The organism is Streptomyces hyderabadensis (genome assembly GCF_020404845.1).
GTDB classification, from domain to species: Bacteria; Actinomycetota; Actinomycetes; order Streptomycetales; family Streptomycetaceae; genus Streptomyces; species Streptomyces hyderabadensis.
The window spans coordinates 22,149-42,557 of the sequence record NZ_JAIOJZ010000048.1; the positions used below are offsets into that span (position 1 = coordinate 22,149).

General features: G+C 73.0%; 22 protein-coding genes. 16 read left to right on the forward strand and 6 right to left on the reverse strand.

Annotation, left to right across the window (positions count from 1 at the left end; translation table 11 throughout):
* Positions 1-108: 108 nt before the first annotated feature.
* From ald to K7854_RS29105, 9 genes are all read left to right on the forward strand, one after another.
* Positions 109-1,224: an alanine dehydrogenase gene (ald, locus tag K7854_RS29065; RefSeq protein WP_226029565.1), complete on the forward strand. Its 1,116-nt coding sequence runs from the start codon at positions 109-111 to the stop codon at positions 1,222-1,224.
* Between the two features lie 387 nt (positions 1,225-1,611).
* Positions 1,612-2,742, forward strand: coding sequence for a ParA family protein (locus K7854_RS29070; RefSeq protein WP_078606569.1), 1,131 nt, complete (start codon positions 1,612-1,614; stop codon positions 2,740-2,742).
* A gap of 41 nt (positions 2,743-2,783) precedes the next feature.
* The gene (locus tag K7854_RS29075; RefSeq protein ID WP_226029527.1) at positions 2,784-3,305 is read left to right on the forward strand and encodes a hypothetical protein; all 522 of its coding nucleotides are present in this window, start codon (positions 2,784-2,786) and stop codon (positions 3,303-3,305) included.
* Positions 3,306-3,611: 306 nt separating this feature from the next.
* Positions 3,612-4,787 carry a segregation and condensation protein A gene (locus K7854_RS29080; protein ID WP_308112575.1) on the forward strand — a complete coding sequence of 392 codons (1,176 nt, stop codon included), beginning with the start codon at positions 3,612-3,614 and terminating at the stop codon, positions 4,785-4,787.
* 80 nt (positions 4,788-4,867) lie between these two features.
* Complete coding sequence (scpB, locus tag K7854_RS29085; protein WP_264087881.1) at positions 4,868-5,440, forward strand: SMC-Scp complex subunit ScpB; 573 nt, start codon at positions 4,868-4,870, stop codon at positions 5,438-5,440.
* Positions 5,440-6,555, forward strand: a complete 1,116-nt coding sequence (locus tag K7854_RS29090; RefSeq protein ID WP_226029530.1) for a pseudouridine synthase — start codon at positions 5,440-5,442, stop codon at positions 6,553-6,555. The genes scpB and K7854_RS29090 overlap by 1 nt, the downstream gene beginning before the upstream one ends.
* An 87-nt stretch (positions 6,556-6,642) precedes the next feature.
* Positions 6,643-7,362, forward strand: coding sequence for an NUDIX hydrolase (locus tag K7854_RS37725; protein ID WP_226029531.1), 720 nt, complete (start codon positions 6,643-6,645; stop codon positions 7,360-7,362).
* A complete protein-coding gene (locus K7854_RS29100; protein WP_226029532.1) occupies positions 7,359-8,381 on the forward strand; it encodes an ADP-ribosylglycohydrolase family protein in 1,023 nt (340 codons plus the stop codon). Before K7854_RS37725 ends, K7854_RS29100 begins: the two co-directional genes overlap by 4 nt.
* Before the next feature lie 4 nt (positions 8,382-8,385).
* Complete coding sequence (locus K7854_RS29105) at positions 8,386-9,138, forward strand: nucleotidyltransferase domain-containing protein (protein WP_226029533.1); 753 nt, start codon at positions 8,386-8,388, stop codon at positions 9,136-9,138.
* On the opposite strand, the gene K7854_RS29110 is transcribed toward K7854_RS29105, so the two are convergent.
* On the reverse strand, positions 9,064-9,822 hold the full coding sequence (locus K7854_RS29110) for a nucleotidyltransferase domain-containing protein (RefSeq protein ID WP_226029534.1): 759 nt from the start codon (positions 9,820-9,822) through the stop codon (positions 9,064-9,066). The genes K7854_RS29105 and K7854_RS29110 overlap by 75 nt on opposite strands.
* A 22-nt stretch (positions 9,823-9,844) precedes the next feature.
* Positions 9,845-10,240 carry a Rieske (2Fe-2S) protein gene (locus K7854_RS29115; RefSeq protein ID WP_226029535.1) on the reverse strand — a complete coding sequence of 132 codons (396 nt, stop codon included), beginning with the start codon at positions 10,238-10,240 and terminating at the stop codon, positions 9,845-9,847.
* A 164-nt stretch (positions 10,241-10,404) separates the two neighbouring features.
* On the opposite strand from K7854_RS29115, the gene aroH reads away from it, so the two are divergent.
* From aroH to der, 5 genes are all read left to right on the forward strand, one after another.
* On the forward strand, positions 10,405-10,767 hold the full coding sequence (gene aroH, locus K7854_RS29120; RefSeq protein WP_226029536.1) for a chorismate mutase: 363 nt from the start codon (positions 10,405-10,407) through the stop codon (positions 10,765-10,767).
* Entirely contained in the window at positions 10,764-11,849 is a 1,086-nt protein-coding gene (locus K7854_RS29125) for a prephenate dehydrogenase (protein ID WP_226029537.1), read from the forward strand. Before aroH ends, K7854_RS29125 begins: the two co-directional genes overlap by 4 nt.
* A gap of 131 nt (positions 11,850-11,980) precedes the next feature.
* Positions 11,981-12,676: a (d)CMP kinase gene (gene cmk, locus K7854_RS29130; RefSeq protein ID WP_226029538.1), complete on the forward strand. Its 696-nt coding sequence runs from the start codon at positions 11,981-11,983 to the stop codon at positions 12,674-12,676.
* Positions 12,673-13,335 carry a lysophospholipid acyltransferase family protein gene (locus K7854_RS29135; protein WP_226029539.1) on the forward strand — a complete coding sequence of 221 codons (663 nt, stop codon included), beginning with the start codon at positions 12,673-12,675 and terminating at the stop codon, positions 13,333-13,335. Before cmk ends, K7854_RS29135 begins: the two co-directional genes overlap by 4 nt.
* Positions 13,336-13,409: 74 nt before the next feature.
* Complete coding sequence (der, locus tag K7854_RS29140; protein ID WP_226029540.1) at positions 13,410-14,888, forward strand: ribosome biogenesis GTPase Der; 1,479 nt, start codon at positions 13,410-13,412, stop codon at positions 14,886-14,888.
* A gap of 69 nt (positions 14,889-14,957) precedes the next feature.
* Here the strand turns inward: der and K7854_RS29145 are convergent, their stop codons facing one another.
* Both K7854_RS29145 and K7854_RS29150 read right to left on the reverse strand, forming a co-directional pair.
* Complete coding sequence (locus K7854_RS29145) at positions 14,958-15,251, reverse strand: hypothetical protein (RefSeq protein ID WP_030868139.1); 294 nt, start codon at positions 15,249-15,251, stop codon at positions 14,958-14,960.
* Between the two features lie 73 nt (positions 15,252-15,324).
* On the reverse strand, positions 15,325-16,122 hold the full coding sequence (locus K7854_RS29150) for a DUF8842 C-terminal domain-containing protein (RefSeq protein WP_226029541.1): 798 nt from the start codon (positions 16,120-16,122) through the stop codon (positions 15,325-15,327).
* A gap of 411 nt (positions 16,123-16,533) precedes the next feature.
* On the opposite strand from K7854_RS29150, the gene K7854_RS29155 reads away from it, so the two are divergent.
* Together K7854_RS29155 and K7854_RS29160 are read left to right on the forward strand one after the other, a co-directional pair.
* Positions 16,534-17,376 carry a hypothetical protein gene (locus K7854_RS29155; protein WP_226029542.1) on the forward strand — a complete coding sequence of 281 codons (843 nt, stop codon included), beginning with the start codon at positions 16,534-16,536 and terminating at the stop codon, positions 17,374-17,376.
* A gap of 333 nt (positions 17,377-17,709) precedes the next feature.
* The gene (locus tag K7854_RS29160) at positions 17,710-17,925 is read left to right on the forward strand and encodes an I78 family peptidase inhibitor (RefSeq protein ID WP_003977071.1); all 216 of its coding nucleotides are present in this window, start codon (positions 17,710-17,712) and stop codon (positions 17,923-17,925) included.
* Between the two features lie 30 nt (positions 17,926-17,955).
* Here K7854_RS29160 and K7854_RS29165 read toward each other — a convergent pair whose 3' ends face one another.
* Both K7854_RS29165 and K7854_RS29170 read right to left on the reverse strand, forming a co-directional pair.
* Positions 17,956-18,972 carry a phosphatase PAP2 family protein gene (locus tag K7854_RS29165; protein WP_226029543.1) on the reverse strand — a complete coding sequence of 339 codons (1,017 nt, stop codon included), beginning with the start codon at positions 18,970-18,972 and terminating at the stop codon, positions 17,956-17,958.
* 239 nt (positions 18,973-19,211) lie between these two features.
* Positions 19,212-20,393, reverse strand: coding sequence for a mannosyltransferase family protein (locus K7854_RS29170; RefSeq protein ID WP_226029544.1), 1,182 nt, complete (start codon positions 20,391-20,393; stop codon positions 19,212-19,214).
* Positions 20,394-20,409: the final 16 nt, after the last annotated feature.

The window sequence follows — 20,409 nt, forward strand, 5'->3', positions numbered from 1 at the left end:
TTAAACTGGCTCTGCCGCACGTTCTCCTGCGGTCTGACCCGGTGTGCCCGCGCATGAGCGGGTATGCCTTGTAATAGCCCATCCTCTGAGCCAAGGACCGTGATCCACGTGAAGGTCGGCATCCCCCGCGAGGTCAAGAACAACGAGTTCCGGGTGGCCATCACCCCCGCCGGCGTGCACGAGCTGGTGCGCCACGGTCATCAGGTCGTCGTCGAGCACGACGCCGGCGTCGGCTCCTCCATCCCCGACGAGGAGTACGTCGCGGCCGGTGCGCGGATACTCGACACCGCCGACGAGGTCTGGGCCACCGCGGACCTGCTCCTGAAGGTCAAGGAGCCGATCGCGGAGGAGTACCACCGCCTGCGCAAGGACCAGACCCTCTTCACCTACCTGCACCTGGCCGCCTCCAAGGAGTGCACGGACGCGCTCGTCGAGTCCGGCACCACCGCCATCGCCTACGAGACGGTCGAGCTGCCCAACCGCGCGTTGCCGCTGCTGGCCCCGATGTCCGAGGTCGCGGGCCGGATCGCCCCGCAGGTCGGCGCCTACCACCTGATGGCCCCCAACGGCGGGCGCGGCGTGCTGCCCGGCGGCGTGCCCGGCGTGACCCCCGCCAAGGCCGTCGTCATCGGCGGCGGCGTCTCCGGCTGGAACGCCACGCAGATCGCCGTCGGCATGGGCTTCGACGTGACCCTGCTCGACCGGGACATCAACAAGCTGCGCGAGGCCGACAAGATCTTCGGCACCAAGGTCAAGGCCGTCATGTCCAACTCCTTCGAGCTGGAGAAGGCCGTCCTCGACGCCGACCTGGTCATCGGCGCGGTGCTCATCCCGGGCGCCAAGGCCCCGAAGCTGGTCACCAACGAGCTGGTCTCCCGCATGAAGCCGGGCAGTGTCCTTGTCGACATCGCGATCGACCAGGGCGGCTGCTTCGAGGACTCGCACCCGACCACGCACGCCGAGCCGACCTTCAAGGTGCACAACTCGGTCTTCTACTGCGTCGCCAACATGCCGGGCGCGGTGCCCAACACCTCCACCAACGCGCTCACCAACGCCACGCTGCCCTACATCGTCGAGCTGGCCGACCGCGGCTGGGTCGAGGCGCTGCGCCGCGACCCCGCGCTGGCCAAGGGCCTCAACACCCATGACGGCAAGGTGGTCTACCGCGAGGTCGCCGAGGCGCACGGCCTGGAGTATGTCGACCCGGCGACTCTGCTCGCCTAAGTCAGCAAACGGCAAAGGCGATACGTCAACAGTCGTCGTCAACCCCGCACACCCGGCCGGACCTTGCCCGACAAGGTCCGGCCGAGTGTGTGTATGGTCACTTTGCGATTCTCGGTCAACTCGCCTCGAACGTAACGCTTCAACCGATTCGCGCACCGGTGAAACCTGCTGTGCGACGGCCGTACGCCCTTGACAGAGGGATGTTTCATTGCCGACACATCGGGCCGGGTCCGGCGGATTGTGTTGCTGCGGACGGCCGACACGCCATAGAGTCGCCGAACGTCGGCATGGTGCCACGCTGACCTGTCTAGAAGTTCCCTGGTCACCAAGGAGGTAAGACGACTTGTGAATGAGTCGACATTTACTCCCGGGGGTGGTCAACCAGGAATGCCGGCACGGACGCACGGTCCCGGGCGTCTTGAGGCGGTCGGCTCCGTAGCCGTACGCACCTCCGCAGCCGACCACCACAGTCCGCAGGCGACTCGGACAGCACACATGAGTATGGATGGCCAACACGTGAACGCCATGGCCGGCGACGGAAGTGGCGCGCCCCGCAACCACTTCGCCGACTACGACGAACTGCCCGAGGGGCACTTCTACGACCCGGACGCGGAGTACGAGCCGGATCCCGAGTACGCCGCCACGCTCGCGCCCGACGCGGCCCGACAGCGCCGTGAGCGCATCGGTCCGACCGGACGCCCGCTGCCGTACTTCCCGATCCCGGGACCGCTGACCGAGCACGGCCCCGCCAAGATCATCGCGATGTGCAACCAGAAGGGCGGCGTGGGCAAGACCACGTCGACCATCAACCTGGGTGCCGCGCTCGCCGAGTACGGGCGCCGGGTGCTGCTCGTCGACTTCGACCCGCAGGGCGCGCTGTCGGTCGGACTCGGCGTCAACCCGATGGAGCTGGACCTCACCGTCTACAACCTGCTCATGGAGCGGGGCATGGCGGCCGACGAGGTGCTGCTGAAGACCGCGGTCCCCAACATGGACCTGCTGCCCAGCAACATCGACCTGTCGGCGGCCGAGGTGCAGCTGGTGAGCGAGGTCGCGCGCGAGTCCACCCTCCAGCGGGCGCTCAAGCCGCTGATGGACGACTACGACTACATCGTGATCGACTGCCAGCCCTCGCTCGGCCTGCTCACGGTCAACGCGCTGACCGCCGCGCACAAGGTGATCGTGCCGCTGGAGTGCGAGTTCTTCGCGCTGCGCGGTGTGGCGCTGCTGACCGAGACGATCGAGAAGGTCCAGGAGCGGCTCAACCCCGACCTGGAGCTGGACGGCATCCTCGCCACGATGTACGACTCGCGCACGGTGCACAGCCGTGAGGTGCTCGCGCGGGTCGTCGAGGCGTTCGACGACCACGTCTACCACACGGTCATCGGACGCACGGTCCGCTTCCCGGAGACCACGGTCGCCGGTGAGCCGATCACCACGTACGCGTCCAACTCCGTCGGTGCCGCCGCCTACCGCCAGCTCGCCAGGGAGGTGCTCGCCCGGTGTCACGCCGAGTGAGTCTGCCGGGGGCCGACGAACTCTTCCGTACGACAGGGGGAATGGCGCTCCAGGCGTCCACCCCGCGGCGACCGGCGGGCGGCGAGGCCCGGGTGCCGGCCCCGGCGGGGGAGAGCGACCCGACCGCGGCCGAGGACGCACCGCAGTCGGTCCCCGCGCAGGGCGGGGACGGCGAGGGCGCCGAGCACGCCGCGGCGGACGCGGAGCCCGGCGCCGCCGGCGAGTCGCACACCCGGGGCACGGAGCGCTCCGCCCGGGCCTCCGGGTCCGGCACGGGCGCGCAGGAAGGTTCTGCCGCCGCCGGCGCCGACCGGCCCCGCAAGCGCGGCCGGGCCGCAGCGCGGCGCCCCAGTGGGCGTGAGCGCCACGACGAGAAGATCACCGTGTACGTCTCCGCCGAGGAGCTGATGGACCTGGAGCACGCCCGCCTGGTGCTCCGGGGCGAGCACGGCCTGGCCGTGGACCGCGGCCGCATCGTCCGCGAGGCGGTCGCCGTGGTCCTGGCCGACCTGGAGACCCGCGGGGACGCCAGCATCCTCGTACGACGGCTGCGCGGGCGGTAGCGGTAGCCTGCGGGGGCCATGACCTCGAACGACGCCCCCCGCCCCGACCGCGGCCCACGCCCCGGCCGCCGGCGCGCGCTGGGCAGGGGGCCGGCGGCTCCGCCGCCTTCCGAGGGGACGCCTCCCGGTACCGGCACCTTGGGTGCGGAGGCCGCCGAGCAGGACCTCTGGGCCGGACCGGCCCCCGCGCCGTCCGGGACACCGGCCGCGGGCGTCGGCGGTCGGGGGCGATACCGAACGACGCCGGGGATGCCTGGGGCACCGTCCGGGGCGGGACCGGATGCGCCGGATCCCGGAGTGCGCTCGGTGACGGACCCGACCGGCACGGACGCCGAGGCACCGGAACTGGCTCCCGGGGAAGCGGACCGCGAGGGTCCCGAGCCGGTCCAGCGGCCGAGCGCGGCGACCGGGACCACCGCTCCGGCCGACGCGACCGGGGCACCCACGCGCGCAGGTGCCTCCGAGGCCGCCGGGCCGGGGGACTCCCCCCGGGACGGCGGCGGTGAGGAGGCCTCCGGAACGCGCGGCGAGGGAGGCTCCGGACTGCCCGGCACCCCCGCTTCCTCCACGGAGGCCGGGCGTCCCGGGCGGCGCGAGCCCGGCGAAGCGGCGGGGGACGGGACGGCGGACGCGCCGGCCGGTGCGGCCGACGTTGGTGGCGAGGCGGGCGGTGGCGGTGTTTTCAAGGTGCGGCTCGCCAACTTCGAGGGGCCGTTCGACCTGCTCCTCCAGCTGATCTCCAAGCACAAGATGGACGTCACCGAGGTCGCGCTGTCGAAGGTGACCGACGAGTTCATGGCCCACATCCGGGCGATGGGGCCGGACTGGGACCTCGACCAGACCACCGAGTTCCTGGTGGTCGCGGCCACCCTGCTCGACCTGAAGGCGGCCCGGCTGCTGCCCGCCGCCGAGGTCGAGGACGAGGCGGACCTGGCCCTGCTCGAAGCCCGCGACCTGCTCTTCGCCCGCCTGCTCCAGTACCGCGCGTACAAGCAGATCGCGGAGATCTTCAACGAGCGGCTGGAGGCGGAGGCCCGCCGCTACCCCCGTACCGTCGGCCTGGAGCCCCACCACGCCGAGCTGCTGCCCGAGGTCGTCATCAGCATCGGCCCCGAGGGCTTCGCCAAGCTCGCCGTGAAGGCGATGCAGCCCAAGCCCAAGCCGCAGGTGTACGTCGAGCACATCCACGCGCCGCTGGTCAGCGTGCAGGAGCAGGCCGGGATCGTCGTCGCCCGCCTGAGAGAGCTGGGCGAGGCCAGCTTCCGCGTGCTGGTCCAGGACACCGAGGACACCCTGACCGTCGTCGCCCGCTTCCTGGCCCTGCTGGAGCTGTACCGGGAGAAAGCCGTCGAGCTGGACCAGGAGACCGCCCTCGGTGACCTGCTGGTGCGCTGGACCGGCGGTGACGGTCAGACCCAGCCGGTGGTGACCGACGAGTTCGACCGGCCGCCCGAGGCGCCGAAGGAGGAGCAGAAGGCGTGAGTGAAGCAAGCACCGAGGCTCCGGGCGGCCCGGAGGGCGTCGCCGCCCTCGACCTCAAGCCCGCGCTCGAAGCCGTCCTCATGGTCGTCGACGAGCCCGCGACCGAGGAACAGCTGGCGAAGATACTGCAGCGGCCCCGGCGGCGGATCGCGGACGCCCTGCGCGAGCTGGCCGACGAGTACGCCGTCCAGGGCCGCGGCTTCGAGCTGCGCCTGGTCGCGGGCGGCTGGCGCTTCTACAGCCGGCCCGAGTACGCCGCGGCCGTCGAGGGCTTCGTCCTGGACGGCCAGCACGCCCGCCTCACCCAGGCCGCGCTCGAGACCCTCGCCGTGGTCGCCTACCGCCAGCCGGTCAGCCGCAGCCGGGTCTCCGCGGTGCGCGGCGTGAACTGCGACGGCGTGATGCGCACCCTCCTGCAGCGGGGTCTGGTCGAGGAGGCGGGCACGGAAGCCGAAACAGGTGCGATCCTGTACGTGACGACGAACTACTTCCTGGAGCGGATGGGCCTGCGCGGTCTGGACGAGCTCCCGGAGCTCGCGCCCTTCCTCCCGGAGGCGGAGGCGATCGAGGCCGACACGCTGGAAGGGGTCCCGTCGTTCGACCCGGACGCCCCGGATCCGTCCGGGGACGCAGACGACAAGACGGAATTTTGATGCGAAGCAGCAGCGGCAGGAACAGCAGCGGAAACAACGGCGGGAGCCGTGGTGGCAACAGCGGCGGCCGCGGCGGGAGTGGCGGCGGCCGCGGGAACTACCGCGGCGCCGGGAACAACCGCGACGACAAGCAGGGCGGCCGTCCGAGGAAGCCGCGTCCGGAGGAGCGGCGCTACGACGTGGGCCCCGGCGCCACCAAGGACGGCCCCAAGTCCGGGCGCGGCAGCTCGGCCCGCGGCGGCGCCAAGGGCGGCCCGAAGCGGCCCCAGCAGCGCGGCCGCAGCGCCCCGGCCACGTCCCGGGAGTACGAGACGCGGGCCGAGGAGCGCAACCGCGAGCGGTACGCGGGCAAGAAGGACGTCAAGCTGCCCAAGACCTTCCCGGGCGCCGAGCAGGAGGGCGAGCGGCTGCAGAAGGTCCTCGCGCGCGCGGGCTACGGCTCCCGGCGGGCCTGCGAGGAGCTGATCGAGCAGGCCAGGGTCGAGATCAACGGCGAGATCGTGCTGGAGCAGGGCCGCCGCGTCGACCCGGAGAAGGACGAGGTCAAGGTCGACGGCCTGACCGTCGCCACGCAGTCGTACCAGTTCTTCTCGCTGAACAAGCCCGCCGGTGTCGTCTCCACCATGGAGGACCCGGAGGGCCGCCAGTGCCTCGGGGACTACGTCACCAACCGTGAGACCCGTCTCTTCCACGTCGGCCGGCTCGACACCGAGACCGAGGGCGTCATCCTGCTCACCAACCACGGCGAGCTGGCGCACCGCCTGACCCACCCGCGGTACGGCGTGAAGAAGACCTACCTCGCGCACATCGTGGGCCCGATCCCGCGCGACCTCGGCAAGCGCCTCAAGGACGGCATCCAGCTGGAGGACGGGTACGCGCGCGCGGACCACTTCCGGGTCGTCGAGCAGACCGGCAAGAACTACCTGGTCGAGGTCACCCTGCACGAGGGCCGCAAGCACATCGTGCGCCGGATGCTGGCGGAGGCGGGCTTCCCCGTCGACAAGCTGGTGCGCACCGCCTTCGGCCCGATCACGCTGGGCGACCAGAAGTCGGGCTGGCTGCGCCGGCTGTCCAACACGGAGGTCGGGATGCTGATGTCGGAGGTCGACCTCTAGGTCTGCCCGGTCTCCCCGGTCTCCCGGGCTTGTTCCGAGCACCCACCCCCTTTATAGTCGCAGTGACCATAAAGGGGGTGGGTGCTCGTGCGCGGTTACGACAAGCGCGCTTTTGAACCCTTCGCCGTCACCGTCGACCTCGCCGTCCTCACGCTCCGCGCGGGCGCGCTGCACGTGCTGCTCGTCGAGCGGGGCCAGGAGCCGTACGCCGGCCGCTGGGCGCTCCCCGGCGGCTTCCTGCTCCCCGAGGAGTCGGCGGAGGAGGCGGCCAGGCGCGAGCTGGCCGAGGAGACCGGCCTCGCGGACGTGACCGGGCTGCACCTGGAGCAGCTGCGGACCTACAGCGAACCCGGCCGCGACCCCCGCATGCGGGTCGTGTCCGTGGCCTTCGCCGCGCTGCTGCCGGACCCTCCCGAGCCGCACGGCGGCGGTGACGCGGCCGAGGCCCGCTGGACACCGTACGACGAGGCCCGGGGCCTCGCCTTCGACCACGACCGGATCCTGGCCGACGCCCGCACCCGCGTCGGCGCCAAGCTGGAGTACACCTGCCTGGCCACCGCCTTCTGCCCGGCCGAGTTCACCCTCGGCGAGCTGCAGCAGGTCTACGAGACGGTGTGGGGCACGGCCCTGGACCGGCCCAACTTCCGCCGCAAGGTCCTCGCCACCCCGGGTTTCGTCGAGGCGGTCCCCGGCGCCGCCCGCCTCACCGGCGGCCGCGGCAAGCCCGCCGCCGTCTACCGGGCCGGTCCGGCCACCACCCTGCACCCGCCCCTGCTCCGCACCCCTCGGGAAGGACGCCCCGCATGACCCCGACCACCGGCACCAAGCGCGCCGCCACCGGAGCGCTCACCGGCCTCGCCCTCGGCGACGCGCTGGGCTTCCCCACCGAGTTCAACGACGTCCCGTCCATCCTCGCCAAGTGCGGCCCCTGGCGGGAGATGGCGCTGCCCCGGCCCGCGATCGTCACCGACGACACCCAGATGACGCTGGCGCTGGGCAAGGGGCTGCGGACCGCCATGGACCGGGGAGTCCTGTCGCCCGAGGGAATGACCGAGCCGGTACGGCAGGAGTTCATCGCCTGGAACCGCTCGCCCGACAACAACCGGGCCCCGGGCAACACCTGCCTCCGGGCCTGCGACCTCCTGGAGCGGACCGACCGCCCCTGGCAGGACGCCAGCCAGATCCACTCCAAGGGCTGCGGCGCCGACATGCGCGTCGCACCGGTCGGGCTTGTCCCGGGCCTGAGCGACGAACAGCGCGCGGGCGCCGCCCAGTTGCAGTCCGCGCTCACCCACGGACACCCCACCGCGCTCGCCGCCTCGGACCTCACCGCGCACGCCGTACGGCTGCTCGCCGAGGGCGCCGAGCCGACCGGCCTGGTCGGGCGGCTGCGCTCGTACGCCTACGACAACCGCACCCGGTACCACGAGCGCTGGCTCGGCGACCTGTGGACCCGCGCCCAGGACCCGACGCCCGAGCACTTCATCGCGCGCGGCTGGGACGAGTGCCTGGCGATACTCGACCGGCTCCAGGAGGCGGTGCGCACCGTCTCGCCCGAGACCGACCCCTGCCTGGCCGTCGGCGAGGGCTGGATCGCCGAGGAGGCCATGGCGGCCGGGCTGCTCTGCTTCCTGCTCTTCGTCGACGAGCCGCTCACCGCCCTGCGCCGCGGCGCCTGCACCTCCGGTGACTCCGACTCGATCGCCTGCCTCGCGGGCGCCTTCGCGGGCGCGCACCTGGGGGCCGACGCCTGGCCCGCCGACTGGGCGGACCGCATCGAGTACCGGGGCGACCTGCTCACCCTGGGAGCGCTCTGGGACGCTTGAGCGCATGATCGACGCCCTCGACATCGACCTGGCCCCGGTGGTGGCCGAACAGCCCTTCCCGGTGCTGTTCGCCACCGTCTCCGGCGCCCACCTCTACGGCTTCCCCTCCCGCGACTCCGACGTGGACCTGCGCGGCGTGCACCTGCTGCCCGCCGCCGACCTGGTCGGGCTGCGCGAGCCGGAGGAGACCCGGTCGCGGATGTGGGACCGGGACGGCGTCGAGATGGACCTGGTCACGCACGACCTGCGCAAGTTCGTGCGGCTGATGCTGCGCCGCAACGGCTATGTGCTGGAGCAGCTGCTCTCCCCGCTGGTGGTGCACACCACCGAGGCGCACCGGGAGCTGGCAGCCCTGGCGCCGGAGGTGCTCACCAGCCACCACGCCCACCACTACCGGGGGTTCGCGGGGACCCAGTGGCGGCTGTTCGAGAAGACCGGCGAGCTGAAGCCGCTCCTGTACACCTTCCGGGTGCTGCTCACCGGCATCCACCTGATGCGCGCCGCAGAGGTGCAGCCCCACCTGCCCACCCTCACCGCAGCGGTGGACGCCGCCCCCGCCTACCTGCCCGAGCTGATCGCGGCCAAGGCCGAGCGCGAGCACGGGGACGCCGGCGTCGACCACGCGCTCGTGGCGGCCGACGTGGAGCGGCTGCACGCCGTCCTGGACGAGGCCCAGGCCGCCTCAGCCCTCCCCGACGCCCCGACCGGGTACGACGCCCTGCACGACTTCGTCGTACGGACCCGGCTGGAGCGCTGAGGCGCGGCGGGTGCGGACCAGGAAGTCCTCCACGCGGCGCCGGTCCGGCTCCTCGGGGAGCGGGCTGTGCCGGGCCGCCTCCTCGCCCTCCCGCGCCAGGCGGTTCATCCGCGCCTCCACCTCCGGCCAGGGCACCTCGCCGCGCTTCACGGCGAGCAGCGGCTCCCGCTCGTCGCCGACGTCGATCGTCAGGACGCCGGTGCGCAGCAGGTCGCGGGCGCTGGTCAGGAGCCGCAGCAGGTGCATCGCGTGCTTCCAGCGCGGGGCGCCGTGGGTGCGTACGTCGGCGTCCAGCTTGTGGCGCTGGCCGTGCGCGTAGCGGGTGAAGGTCTCGTAGGCCCGGCGGGAGAGGAACGCCTCGCGGAGGGCGAGGAGTTCGCGGCCGGTGTCGTCCACCCGCTCCACCAGCGGGGAGTGCAGGCACTCCAGGATGTTCGGGTTCGCCCGCAGGGCCAGCTCGCAGAAGCGCTCCAGCTCCCAGCTGAACTGCTCCTCCCCGGGGCCCTCCACATGCGTCGGCGGCTTCTCGAAGCGCCAGTACAGCGCGGTCGGCGCGAGGAAGACGCCCCGGCGGTCCGTGTCGCTGTCCGCCGTCGCCAGACCGAAGGCGCGCGAGCCCATGACACAGGCGTAGACGGTGTGGTCGCGGACCAGGATCCCGGGGGCGACGGTCTCGGGGCGCATGGCCGGAGCGTACGCGGGCGGCTCACGCCAGGCGGACCGAATTTCCCTCCACCGTGATCCGCTTACCGGGCAGCGGCTCCGTGGCCGGCCCCCGCACCACCGAGCCGTCGGCGACGGCGAACCTGCTGCCGTGGCAGGCGCAGTCGATGGTGCCGTCCCGCACGTCCGACACGATGCAGCCCTGGTGGGTGCAGACCGCCGAGAAGGCCTTGAACTCGCCCTTCTTCGGCTGGGTCACCACGATCTTCTCGTCGGCCAGGACCTTGCCGCCGGCGATCGGGATGTCACCCGTCCGCGCCAGTTCCTGCCCCGGTGAGGCGGCGGAGTCGTCGCCTCCGCCGCCGCAGCCCGCGCAGAGCGCCGCGGCGCCCGCGCCGGCGCAGCGGAGGACCGTACGGCGGGTCGGGGTCTCGGTCATGTCGCAGCTCCGGGGGAGGGGGGAGGTTCGGGCCGCCGCCAGCGTCTCAGGAGACGGGCGTCCCGGGCCGGTACGCGGCGGGCTGACTAGGCTGGACGGACCAAGAACCGATACACGCGTCAGCAACATCGGCAACGTCGGCTACATCAGCAAGGAGCAACGCCGTGGCGGTACGAGCGGTCCGGGGCGCCGTCCAACTGGAACGGGACGAGGCGGGGCACATGGACGAGCAGGTCGCGGCCCTGCTGACCGCCCTCATGGAGCGCAACGGCCTGACCACCGACGACCTGATCAGCCTGTGGTTCACCGCCACCCCCGATCTGCACAGCGACTTCCCGGCCGCCGCGGCCCGCGGGCTCGGCATCACCGACGTGCCGCTGATCTGCGCCCAGGAGCTGGACGTCGAGGGCGCGATGCCGCGCGTCGTGCGTGTCCTGGCCCACATCGAGTCCGACCGGCCCCGCGCCGAGATCGCCCACGTCTACCTCGGCGCCGCCGCGGCCCTGCGCAAGGACATCGCCCAGTGAGAACCGCTCTCGTCATCGGTACCGGCCTCATCGGCACCTCCGCCGCCCTCGCCCTCACCGCGCGGGGCGTCACCGTCCACCTCGCCGACCACGACCCCGAGCAGGCCCGCACCGCCGCCGCGCTCGGCGCCGGCACCGACGAGGCCCCCGACGGACCGGTCGACCTCGCGATCGTCGCCGCCCCGCCGGCCCTGGTGGCCGACGTGCTCGCCGACGCCATGGCCCGCGGCGCCGCCCGCGGCTACCTCGACGTGGCCAGCGTCAAGGGCGGCCCCCGCCGGGAGCTCGAGGCGCGCGGGCTCGACCTGTCGGCCTACCTCGGCACCCACCCCATGTCCGGCCGGGAGAAGTCCGGCCCGCTGGCCGCCACCGCCGACCTCTTCGAGGGCCGCCCCTGGGTGCTGACCCCGACCCGGGACACCGACACCGAGGTGCTGAACCTCGCCCTGGAGCTGGTCTCGCACTGCCGCGCGGTGCCCGTGGTGATGGACGCGGACGCCCACGACCGTGCCGTCGCCCTCGTCTCGCACATGCCCCACCTGGTCTCCAGCATGGTCGCCGCGCGCCTGGAGCACGCCGAGGAGGCCGCCGTACGGCTGTGCGGGCAGGGCATCCGCGACGTGACCCGGATCGCCGCCTCCGACCCCCGGATGTGGATCGACATCCTCTCCGCCAACCCGGGGCCGGTCGCCGACCTGCTCACCGACGTCGCCGCCGACCTGGAGGAGACGGTGCGGGCCCTGCGCGCGCTGCAGTCCTCCGACGCGGACAAACGGCGCGAGGGCGGCACCGGCATCGCCGAGGTGCTGCGGCGCGGCAACGCCGGGCAGGTCCGCGTCCCCGGCAAGCACGGCTCGGCCCCGCGCGCCTACGAGACGGTGGCCGTCCTCATCGACGACCAGCCCGGCCAGCTGGCCCGCATCTTCGCGGACGCGGGACGGGCCGGGGTCAACATCGAGGACGTACGGATCGAGCACGCGACCGGGCAGCAGGCGGGCCTGGTGCAGCTCATGGTGGAGCCGAAGGCCGCCGCCGTCCTCACGGCCGCCCTCAAGGAGCGGGGCTGGGCGATCCGGCAGTGAGCGCGGGCCCACCGGGCCGTTCCCGGGTTCGTACGGCTGTCAGAGGGGTCCCGCGGGCCCGGTAACCTTGTGCGGGACGCGTTCGCGTCCCGCACACCACCCACCGCACCGCACCAGGAAGGTGTCCCCTCGTGGAAAACGGCGCCGCCCCGACCGCCCCGGCCGTGATTGTCGCCATCGACGGCCCCTCCGGCACGGGCAAGTCGAGCACGTCGAAGGCCGTCGCCGCCCAGCTCGGCCTCAGCTACCTGGACACCGGCGCCCAGTACCGGGCGATCACCTGGTGGATGGTGACCAACGGCATCGACACCGACGACCCGCACGCCGTCGCCGCCGCGGCCGGCAAGCCCGAGATCGTCTCCGGCACCGACCCGGCCGGCCCGACCATCACGGTCGACGGCGTGGACGTGGCCGGCCCGATCCGCACCCAGGAGGTCACCTCCAAGGTCAGCGCGGTCAGCGCGGTCCCGGAGATCCGCGCCCGGATCACCGAGCTGCAGCGCTCCATCGCGGCCGCCGCGCCGCTCGGCATCGTCGTCGAGGGCCGCGACATCGGCACCGTCGTGCTGCCCGACGCCGACCTGAAGATCTTCCTCACCGCCTCCGCGGAGGCCCGCGCCGCCCGCCGCAGCGGCGAGCTGAAGGGCGCCGACGTCAACGCCACCCGCGAGGCCCTGATCAAGCGGGACGCGGCCGACTCCAGCCGCAAGACCGCCCCGCTGGCCAAGGCCGGCGACGCGGTCGAGGTGGACACCACCGCCCTCACCCTGCCGCAGGTCGTCGAGTGCGTCGTCACCCTCGTCGAGGAGAAGCGGGCGGCGAAGTGACCGCGTCCTCCGCAGCGCCCCTCCCCTCGGAGAAGGGCGCCGAGGTCGGCCGGCGCATCGGCGTCGGCCTGATGTACGGGCTGTGGAAGCCGCGCGTGCTCGGCGCCTGGCGGGTGCCCGCCACCGGCCCGGTGATCTACGCCGTCAACCACTCGCACAACATCGACGGCCCGATGGTCATGGGCGTGGCGCCCCGGCCGACGCACTTCCTGATCAAGAAGGAGGCGTTCGTCGGCCCGCTCGGGCGGTTCCTGACCGGCATCGGCCAGCTGAAGGTGGACCGCCACTCCACCGACCGCACGGCGATAGGGCAGGCGCTCGGTGTGCTGGCCGAAGGCGGCGTGCTCGGCATCTTCCCGGAGGGCACCAGGGGTGACGGCGACTTCGCCTCGCTGCGCGCCGGGCTGGCCTACTTCGCGGTGCGCAGCGGCGCCCCGATCGTCCCGGTCGCCGTACTGGGAAGCACGGACCGTCCCGGACGGTTGATAAAGGCGCTGCCCCCGCTGCGCTCCCGCGTGGACGTCGTCTTCGGCGACCCCTTCGAGGCGGGCGACGGCAGCGGGCGGCGCACCCGCAAGGCGCTGGACGAGGCCACTGAGCGCATCCAGAAGCAGCTCACCGCGCACCTGGAAAACGCCAGGCGCCTCACCGGGCGCTGAGTGACACTTGAGTAGTGGATCACCCGGTACAGGGGTGTTCCACCGATCACCACGATGAACGAGGTACGGACTTCATGAACGACCACATCCACCCCGAGGGCTCGGGCGAGGAGCACGACCACGGGGCGCTCGGCGACGCCGAGTACGCGCAGTTCATGGAGCTGGCCGCCGAAGAGGGCTTCGACATCGAGGAGGTCGAGGGCGCGATCGAGGAGGCCGGGCACGGCCCGCTGCCCGTCCTCGCCGTCGTCGGCCGCCCCAACGTCGGCAAGTCGACCCTCGTGAACCGCATCATCGGCCGCCGCGAGGCCGTCGTCGAGGACAAGCCCGGCGTCACCCGCGACCGTGTCACCTACGAGGCCGAGTGGGCGGGCCGCCGCTTCAAGGTCGTCGACACCGGCGGCTGGGAGCAGGACGTCCTCGGCATCGACGCCTCCGTGGCCGCGCAGGCCGAGTACGCGATCGAGGCCGCCGACGCGGTCGTCTTCGTGGTGGACGCCAAGGTCGGCGCGACCGACACCGACGAGGCGGTCGTCCGGCTGCTGCGCAAGGCCGGCAAGCCCGTCGTGCTGTGCGCCAACAAGGTCGACGGCCCGAGCGGCGAGGCGGACGCCGCCTACCTGTGGTCGCTGGGCCTCGGCGAGCCGCACCCGGTCTCCGCGCTGCACGGCCGCGGCACCGGCGACATGCTGGACAAGGTCCTGGAGGCGCTGCCCGAGGCCCCGGCCCAGACCTTCGGCACCGCGCTCGGCGGCCCGCGCCGCATCGCCCTGATCGGGCGGCCCAACGTCGGCAAGTCCTCGCTGCTGAACAAGGTCGCGGGCGAGGAGCGGGTCGTCGTCAACGAACTGGCCGGCACCACCCGCGACCCGGTCGACGAACTGATCGAACTGGGCGGCGTCACCTGGAAGTTCGTCGACACGGCGGGCATCCGCAAGCGCGTCCACCTCCAGCAGGGCGCCGACTACTACGCCTCGCTGCGCACCGCCGCCGCCGTCGAGAAGGCGGAGGTGGCCGTCGTCCTCATCGACGCCTCCGAGTCCATCTCGGTCCAGGACCAGCGGATCGTCACCATGGCCGTCGAGGCGGGCCGCGCGATCGTCGTCGCCTACAACAAGTGGGACACCCTCGACGAGGAGCGCCGCTACTACCTGGAGCGGGAGATCGAGACCGAGCTGGGCCAGGTGGCGTGGGCGCCGCGGGTCAACGTCTCGGCGCAGACCGGCCGGCACATGGAGAAGCTGGTCCCGGCCATCGAGACGGCCCTGGCGGGCTGGGAGACCCGGGTCCCGACGGGCCGGCTGAACGCCTTCCTCGGCGAGCTGGTCGCCGCCCACCCGCACCCGGTGCGGGGCGGCAAGCAGCCGCGGATCCTGTTCGGCACCCAGGCGGGCACCAAGCCGCCGCGGTTCGTGCTCTTCGCCTCCGGCTTCATCGAGGCGGGCTACCGGCGCTTCGTCGAGCGGCGGCTGCGCGAGGAGTTCGGCTTCGAGGGGACGCCGATCCACATCTCCGTGCGGGTGCGCGAGAAGCGCGGCGCGAAGAAGAAGTAGCACCCGGGCCATGTGTGAGGGGGCGCCCCCCGGCCGGGGGGCGCCCCTCACACGTCGGTCGTCCGGCGGTCAGCTGCCGGACCGCGGGGCCGGCGGCAGCGCCGCCGGGACGTGGTGCGTGCCGCCGACGCGCTGCCACACCGACTGCTGGCCGACCCGGGCGCTCTGGGCCCCCGCGCTGTAGGCGCTGTAGCCGCCTCTGCCGCGCGGGATGCTCCTGAAGGCCGTGAATCCCAGCTCCTCCTCACCGCTGCGATCGCCCGGGAGCGATCGGAAGGACCTGACGTACTCGGCGTAGAGCGCGTCGTAGATCGGCGTGGCCGAGGGGCCGCCGTGGCGGTGGAAGGCGTCGTATGCGTACACGTATGTCCAAACGACCCCGCGCGGGAAGGGATGCGGGCCGGGCGGCTGCCGTCCGGCAGCCGCGTGAACGGGCTCAGGTTCCCGCCAGCGGCAGCGCCGCCGCGACCAGCTGGCCGTTGGCCGCCGCCTTGTCCAGCGCGTCCCGCAGCAGGTCCTCGCGCGGCTGGCGGCCGATCGAGCCGACGGGCGCCGCGAACATCAGCACCTGCTGGTGCTTGTTGGCCGCCGTGCGCCAGCCCTCGGTGACCTGGAGCGGCTGGTGCGCCTGCCACCAGGCCACCGGCCGTCCGCCGTTCGTCCCCGGCTGGAGCACCGCGTGCAGCTGGCCCATCGCCAGCAGGACCGACCAGCCGTGCAGCACGGCAGGCGTGGACGCCAGCTCGGTGACCGGCATGAAGCCCTGCTCGATCAGCAGCGGCAGGAAGTCGTCGCCGGCGCCGGCCGTGCCGGGCCGGGCGATGGGGGCGGTCGGCTCCACCACCAGGGCCGGGTGCAGCTCCCCGGCGATCAGGATCAGCCCGCTGGTCACCCCGAGCACGGCCTGCTCGGGGGCGGCCTTCTGAGGGGCGGCGGGCGCGGGCTCGGAACGGGCCTGGTCGGCGCTGATGGACCGCACCGCGCCCTGGAGCTGCTCCTCGGTGACCTTGACCACCTGCGAGGGCAGGCAGCCCGCGTGGGCGAAGGCGAGCACGGCGGTCTCGTCCCCGATGAACAGGACGGTGCTGGTGCGCTCCTGCTCACAGTCGCCCGGGGTGCGGCAGGACGTGCAGTCGTAGCTGCCCGGGGCGGACTCCCCGGCCAGGAGGCGGTCGGCTTCTTCGTCGCCGATCTCGGCGCGTACGTCGTCGCTGACGTCGAGCATGCGCGGCACGGGTGGCTCCCTCGGGATGCGGTGCGTGGCCGGACCGGGTGGCTCCCGGGCCGTGGTCCGGGCGGGTCCCCGGCTCATGCAAGGACAACGGGGGATCAGTGGCGGGAGTCACGCCCCATGGCCAACGGAATCGAACCATGCGACGCACCCGATCGTCCGCCGGGCGCGGGCGTCGCCGTACGCCCAAGTGAGCTGCGGGCGAACGAGGTTGGGGCGCCGGAGCAGGGTCGGGCCGGGTCAGCCGCGAGTCGACAAATCATGAAATCAGCGAATGAACTGCGTGACTGGAAATGGATGTCATCGGGCGCCCGTCCCCGTCGTGACCACATCGCAATCGGACACGGACAACCAGAAGGCGGGGTTCCGGGTCTAACCGGACGACGAGACGCCCATCGGAGGAACCGCACCGCAATGACGCCGCCGGCCCCACCGGCCGCCCCGCTGCGCGCCGACTGCATCGGCGACTCCGCGGGCGGTCTGACCTTCGACGTCGCCGCGCGCGGGGACACCGGGGCGGCCCTGCTCGTCCTGCGCCGCCGCGCCACCGACGCCGTCGACGCCGCCGCGGACACGGTCAGCCTGCCGCTGGCCCCGGCGGCGGAGGGCCGGCTGCGCGCCGCGCTGCCCAGCAGCGTCTCCCTGCCCGAGGGCCGCTGGGACGCCTACGCCCGCCTGTCCGACGGCCGGCCGCGGCGCCTGGTGCCCGGCGTCACCGACCTGCGCTCCCTGGCCGAGCGCACCCCCAGCGGACTGCTCGGCCACGTCGCCGTCCGCATCCCGTACGCCACCCGGCAGGGCAACCTCACCGTCCGCAGCTGGCTGCGCGCCCCGCACGCGGAGGCGGTGGACCTGCGCCTGACCGGCGGCGGCCTGACCGTACGCGGACGCGTGTACGGCACCCAGCTGGCGCCCGGGGCGGACGCCGAGCTGCGCGCCCGGCCCGGCGGCGGAGCGGGCGGCGAGGACGGCGCCGGGGTGCGCCGGGTGGACGTCGCCGCCGAGCGGACGGAGTTCGCCTTCACCGTGCCCTACGACGGCCTGGCTCCGGGGCTGTGGGACCTGTGGCTGCGGCCCGCCGGTGACGCCGGTCCTGCGGTGCGCCTGGCGCGGCTGCTGGACGACGTCGCCGAGAAGAACCCGGTCCTCACCTTCCCCCGCGCGCGTGTGCGGACGGCCCACGGCCCCGTGGAGGCCGGGCCGTACTACACCCGGGACAACGACCTGTCGCTCGCCGTCGTCCCGCTGGCGGCCTGACCGTATGTCCGATGTTCGATTCGTGTAAGTGATCCGGGGCCCTTCCCCAGGGGTACGCGCACGTCCGTTCGGGAGTGTTCGGGCGTGGAATGCGGGGCCTCGCCCGGTCGCCCCGAACGCCTTTTCCGTCCGCTTATTCGACGGAGTACCGCGACACGCGGAAATTCACCTCGGCCGTCCGCGGAACGCACCCGAATCCGTCCGTCCGTGTGAACGGGTTCCAGCAAAACGCGCCTCATGATCCTGTGACAGAAATGTGACCCCAGGTGCATCTGTGACCCGTGTTACCGGCTCGGGCTTCCCCGCTCCCGCGGCAGGGCATAGCGTGGCGGCATGGCACCGATTCCGACACCCCCGGCCGAGCCCCAGGACAGTCCGGACACCTACGTCGGCCTCGATTCCGACGCGGCCGAGCGGCTGGCGCGGGAGCGGGGCTGGTCGACGGTGCGGTCCCTGGCGCCCGGCACGGTCATCACCATGGAGTACCGCGTGGGCCGCCTCAACTTCGAGGTGAAGGACGGCCGCGTGTCCCGGGCCTGGAAGGGCTAGGACGGGTCCGGGAGGCCCCCCAGGGCGCGCTCAGCCGCCCGACAGGGGGCGTGCGGCCGAGGCCGTGTTGCGCGGGTGGCGGTCGGCGTGCGGCGGCCGGCGGCTGCCGGCCGGGGTCACCGGCGTACGGTCCGAGCGGGCCGTGTGCGGCCCCGGAGCCAGGTACACCGCCCGGGCGGTGCGCGGCGCGGAGACCGGCTCGCGGGCCGGTGCGCCCGGCCGGCCGGAGCCTGCCGGGGTGACGGGTACGGGCCGGCCAGCCGGGCGCTTCCCCGCCCGCTCGCGGCCGCGCCGCGCGGACCAGCGGTCGCGCAGCCCCAGGATCCAGGCCTCCGCGCGGGTGATCAGCGGTTCGAACCAGGGGAGTGCCAGCAGGATCAGCAGCCCCGCCGCCCAGCCGAGGAGCACGTCGCTGAGCCAGTGCGTACCGAGGTAGACGGTGGACATGCCGACCCCGAGCGAGGTGACCGCGGACAGCGCGGACAGCCAGCGCCGGGCCCGGTGCGTCGAGGCCAGGTAGGCGAGGATGCCCCAGGTCACGACGGCGTTCGCGGTGTGACCGCTCGGAAATATATCGCCGCCGAGCCACATCTCGTTGGCGCCGATCGTGGTCGCGTAGTGCGGTCCGAGGCGCCCCATGCCGTACTTGGCGGCGCCGACCGTGACGTTCAGCAGGAGCAGGGAGACGCCGAGCGCCAGCAGCGGGCGCAGGGTGTGCTGCCGCCAGGAGCGCCAGCCGAGCCAGGCCGCGACCATCACGGCGGTGGGACCGCGCTGGCCGAGCACCACGTAGTAGTCGACGAACGCGTGGATCTCCGGCCACTGCTGGTAGGGCCTGAAGAACATGACCTGCCAGTCGAGGCGGACCAGCCACGAGGTGATCACCACGGCCCACACGATCGCGATGTAGAACGCGAGGGTCCCGGCGAACAGCGCGAACCTGTGCCGGGACATCTCCGGCGCGTCCAGGAGCTCCGGTCGTTCCGGCTCCCGGTCCAGTCTCGCGAACACCCGGTCCAGACGGGTGGGCTTCCGTTCGGTACGCACCCAATCGACGTTACAGCGAGTGAGGAGTGATCCCGGCCGAATCAACGGCTTTGTGATGACGATGTGATGTGGGATTCCTCTCAGGCGACGCATTGTTTCCGGCTAATCCGCAATCCCGTCCGGCTGCGGACTTCAATTCTTTTGATCTGCCCGGTCGGCGGTTTTATCGTGCTTATGAATTCGTTCACCGAATGCTGGTCCGGAATTGTCCCGGCGGTCACCGGGCGGCCCCCCGCGGGTCAGGGCGGGCCGGAGCCGTTGAGCCAGAACGCCCCGTAGACCGCCGACGCGGCCGCGACGGCGCACACCAGCAGCGTCGCCCGGGCGGTGCGCAGCCGGGCCAGGCCCAGGGCCAGGGGGAACAGCAGCGGGAACGCGGGCAGCAGCAGCCGGGGCTTGGAGCCGAAGTAGCTCGACGCGCACAGGGCGAGCACGGTGACGAGCCCCGCGTACACCAGCAGCGGCGGCGGCTGGCGCTGCCGTACGCACACCACGTACAGCCAGACCAGCAGCGCGACCCCGATCACCAGTCCGACGCCCGCCAGGGCACCCGGGAACGACGTGAACTTCCCGGCGACGAAGCGGGCGAAGGCCGCACCCCCGTCGAAGCCGTTGCGCCAGCCGGCCTGCACGTCGAGATAGCCGAGCGGGCCCTTGCCGGTGCGGTGGCCGACCCACAGGACGTAACCGGCGGCGCCCAGGGGCGCGAGCAGCATGCCGAGCAGGTGCCGCGCGCCGGGCGCGCCGTCCGGGTCACCGCCGCTCCTGCTGCGCACGAACGCCGTGAGCACGGCCACCCACACCGCCGCCGTCACCGCGAGCCCGACCGGCCGGGTCAGCCCGGCCAGCGCCGCCAGGGTCCCGGCCGTCACCCAGCGCCCGGTCAGCACCGCGTACAGCGACCAGGCGGCCAGCGCCGTGAACAGGGACTCGCTGTACGCCATCGACTGCACGATCCCGACCGGCAGCACGGCCCACAGCAGCGCCGCGCACACGCCCGCCCGGGCGCCGTACACGTGGTCCGCCACCGCGAAGATCCCCCAGGCCGCGGCGAGCGAGGCCAGCAGGCTCACGACGAAACCCGCGTCCGCGTACGACAGCGGGGAGACGGCGGCGCCCAGCCGCTCCAGCCAGGGCAGCAGCGGGAAGAAGGCGAGGTTGGAGTGCACGTCGCCGTTCGGCAGCTGCACCTCGTAGCCGTATCCCAGCTCGGCGACCCTGGTGTACCAGAGGGAGTCCCAGCGGGCGGTCAGCAGCGGGTACGCGCTCTTGTCGCGCGCCGCGCTCCACAGGGCCAGGGCGAGCAGGCCCAGGGCGCGCACGGCCGCGTAGCCGAGCAGCGCCGGGGCGGCCCGGCGCAGGGCGCCGGACGGACCCGGGGCGCCGGTGCGGCCCGCGGTGCGCGTTTCAAGATCGGTCACGGGCTCGATTATCTGC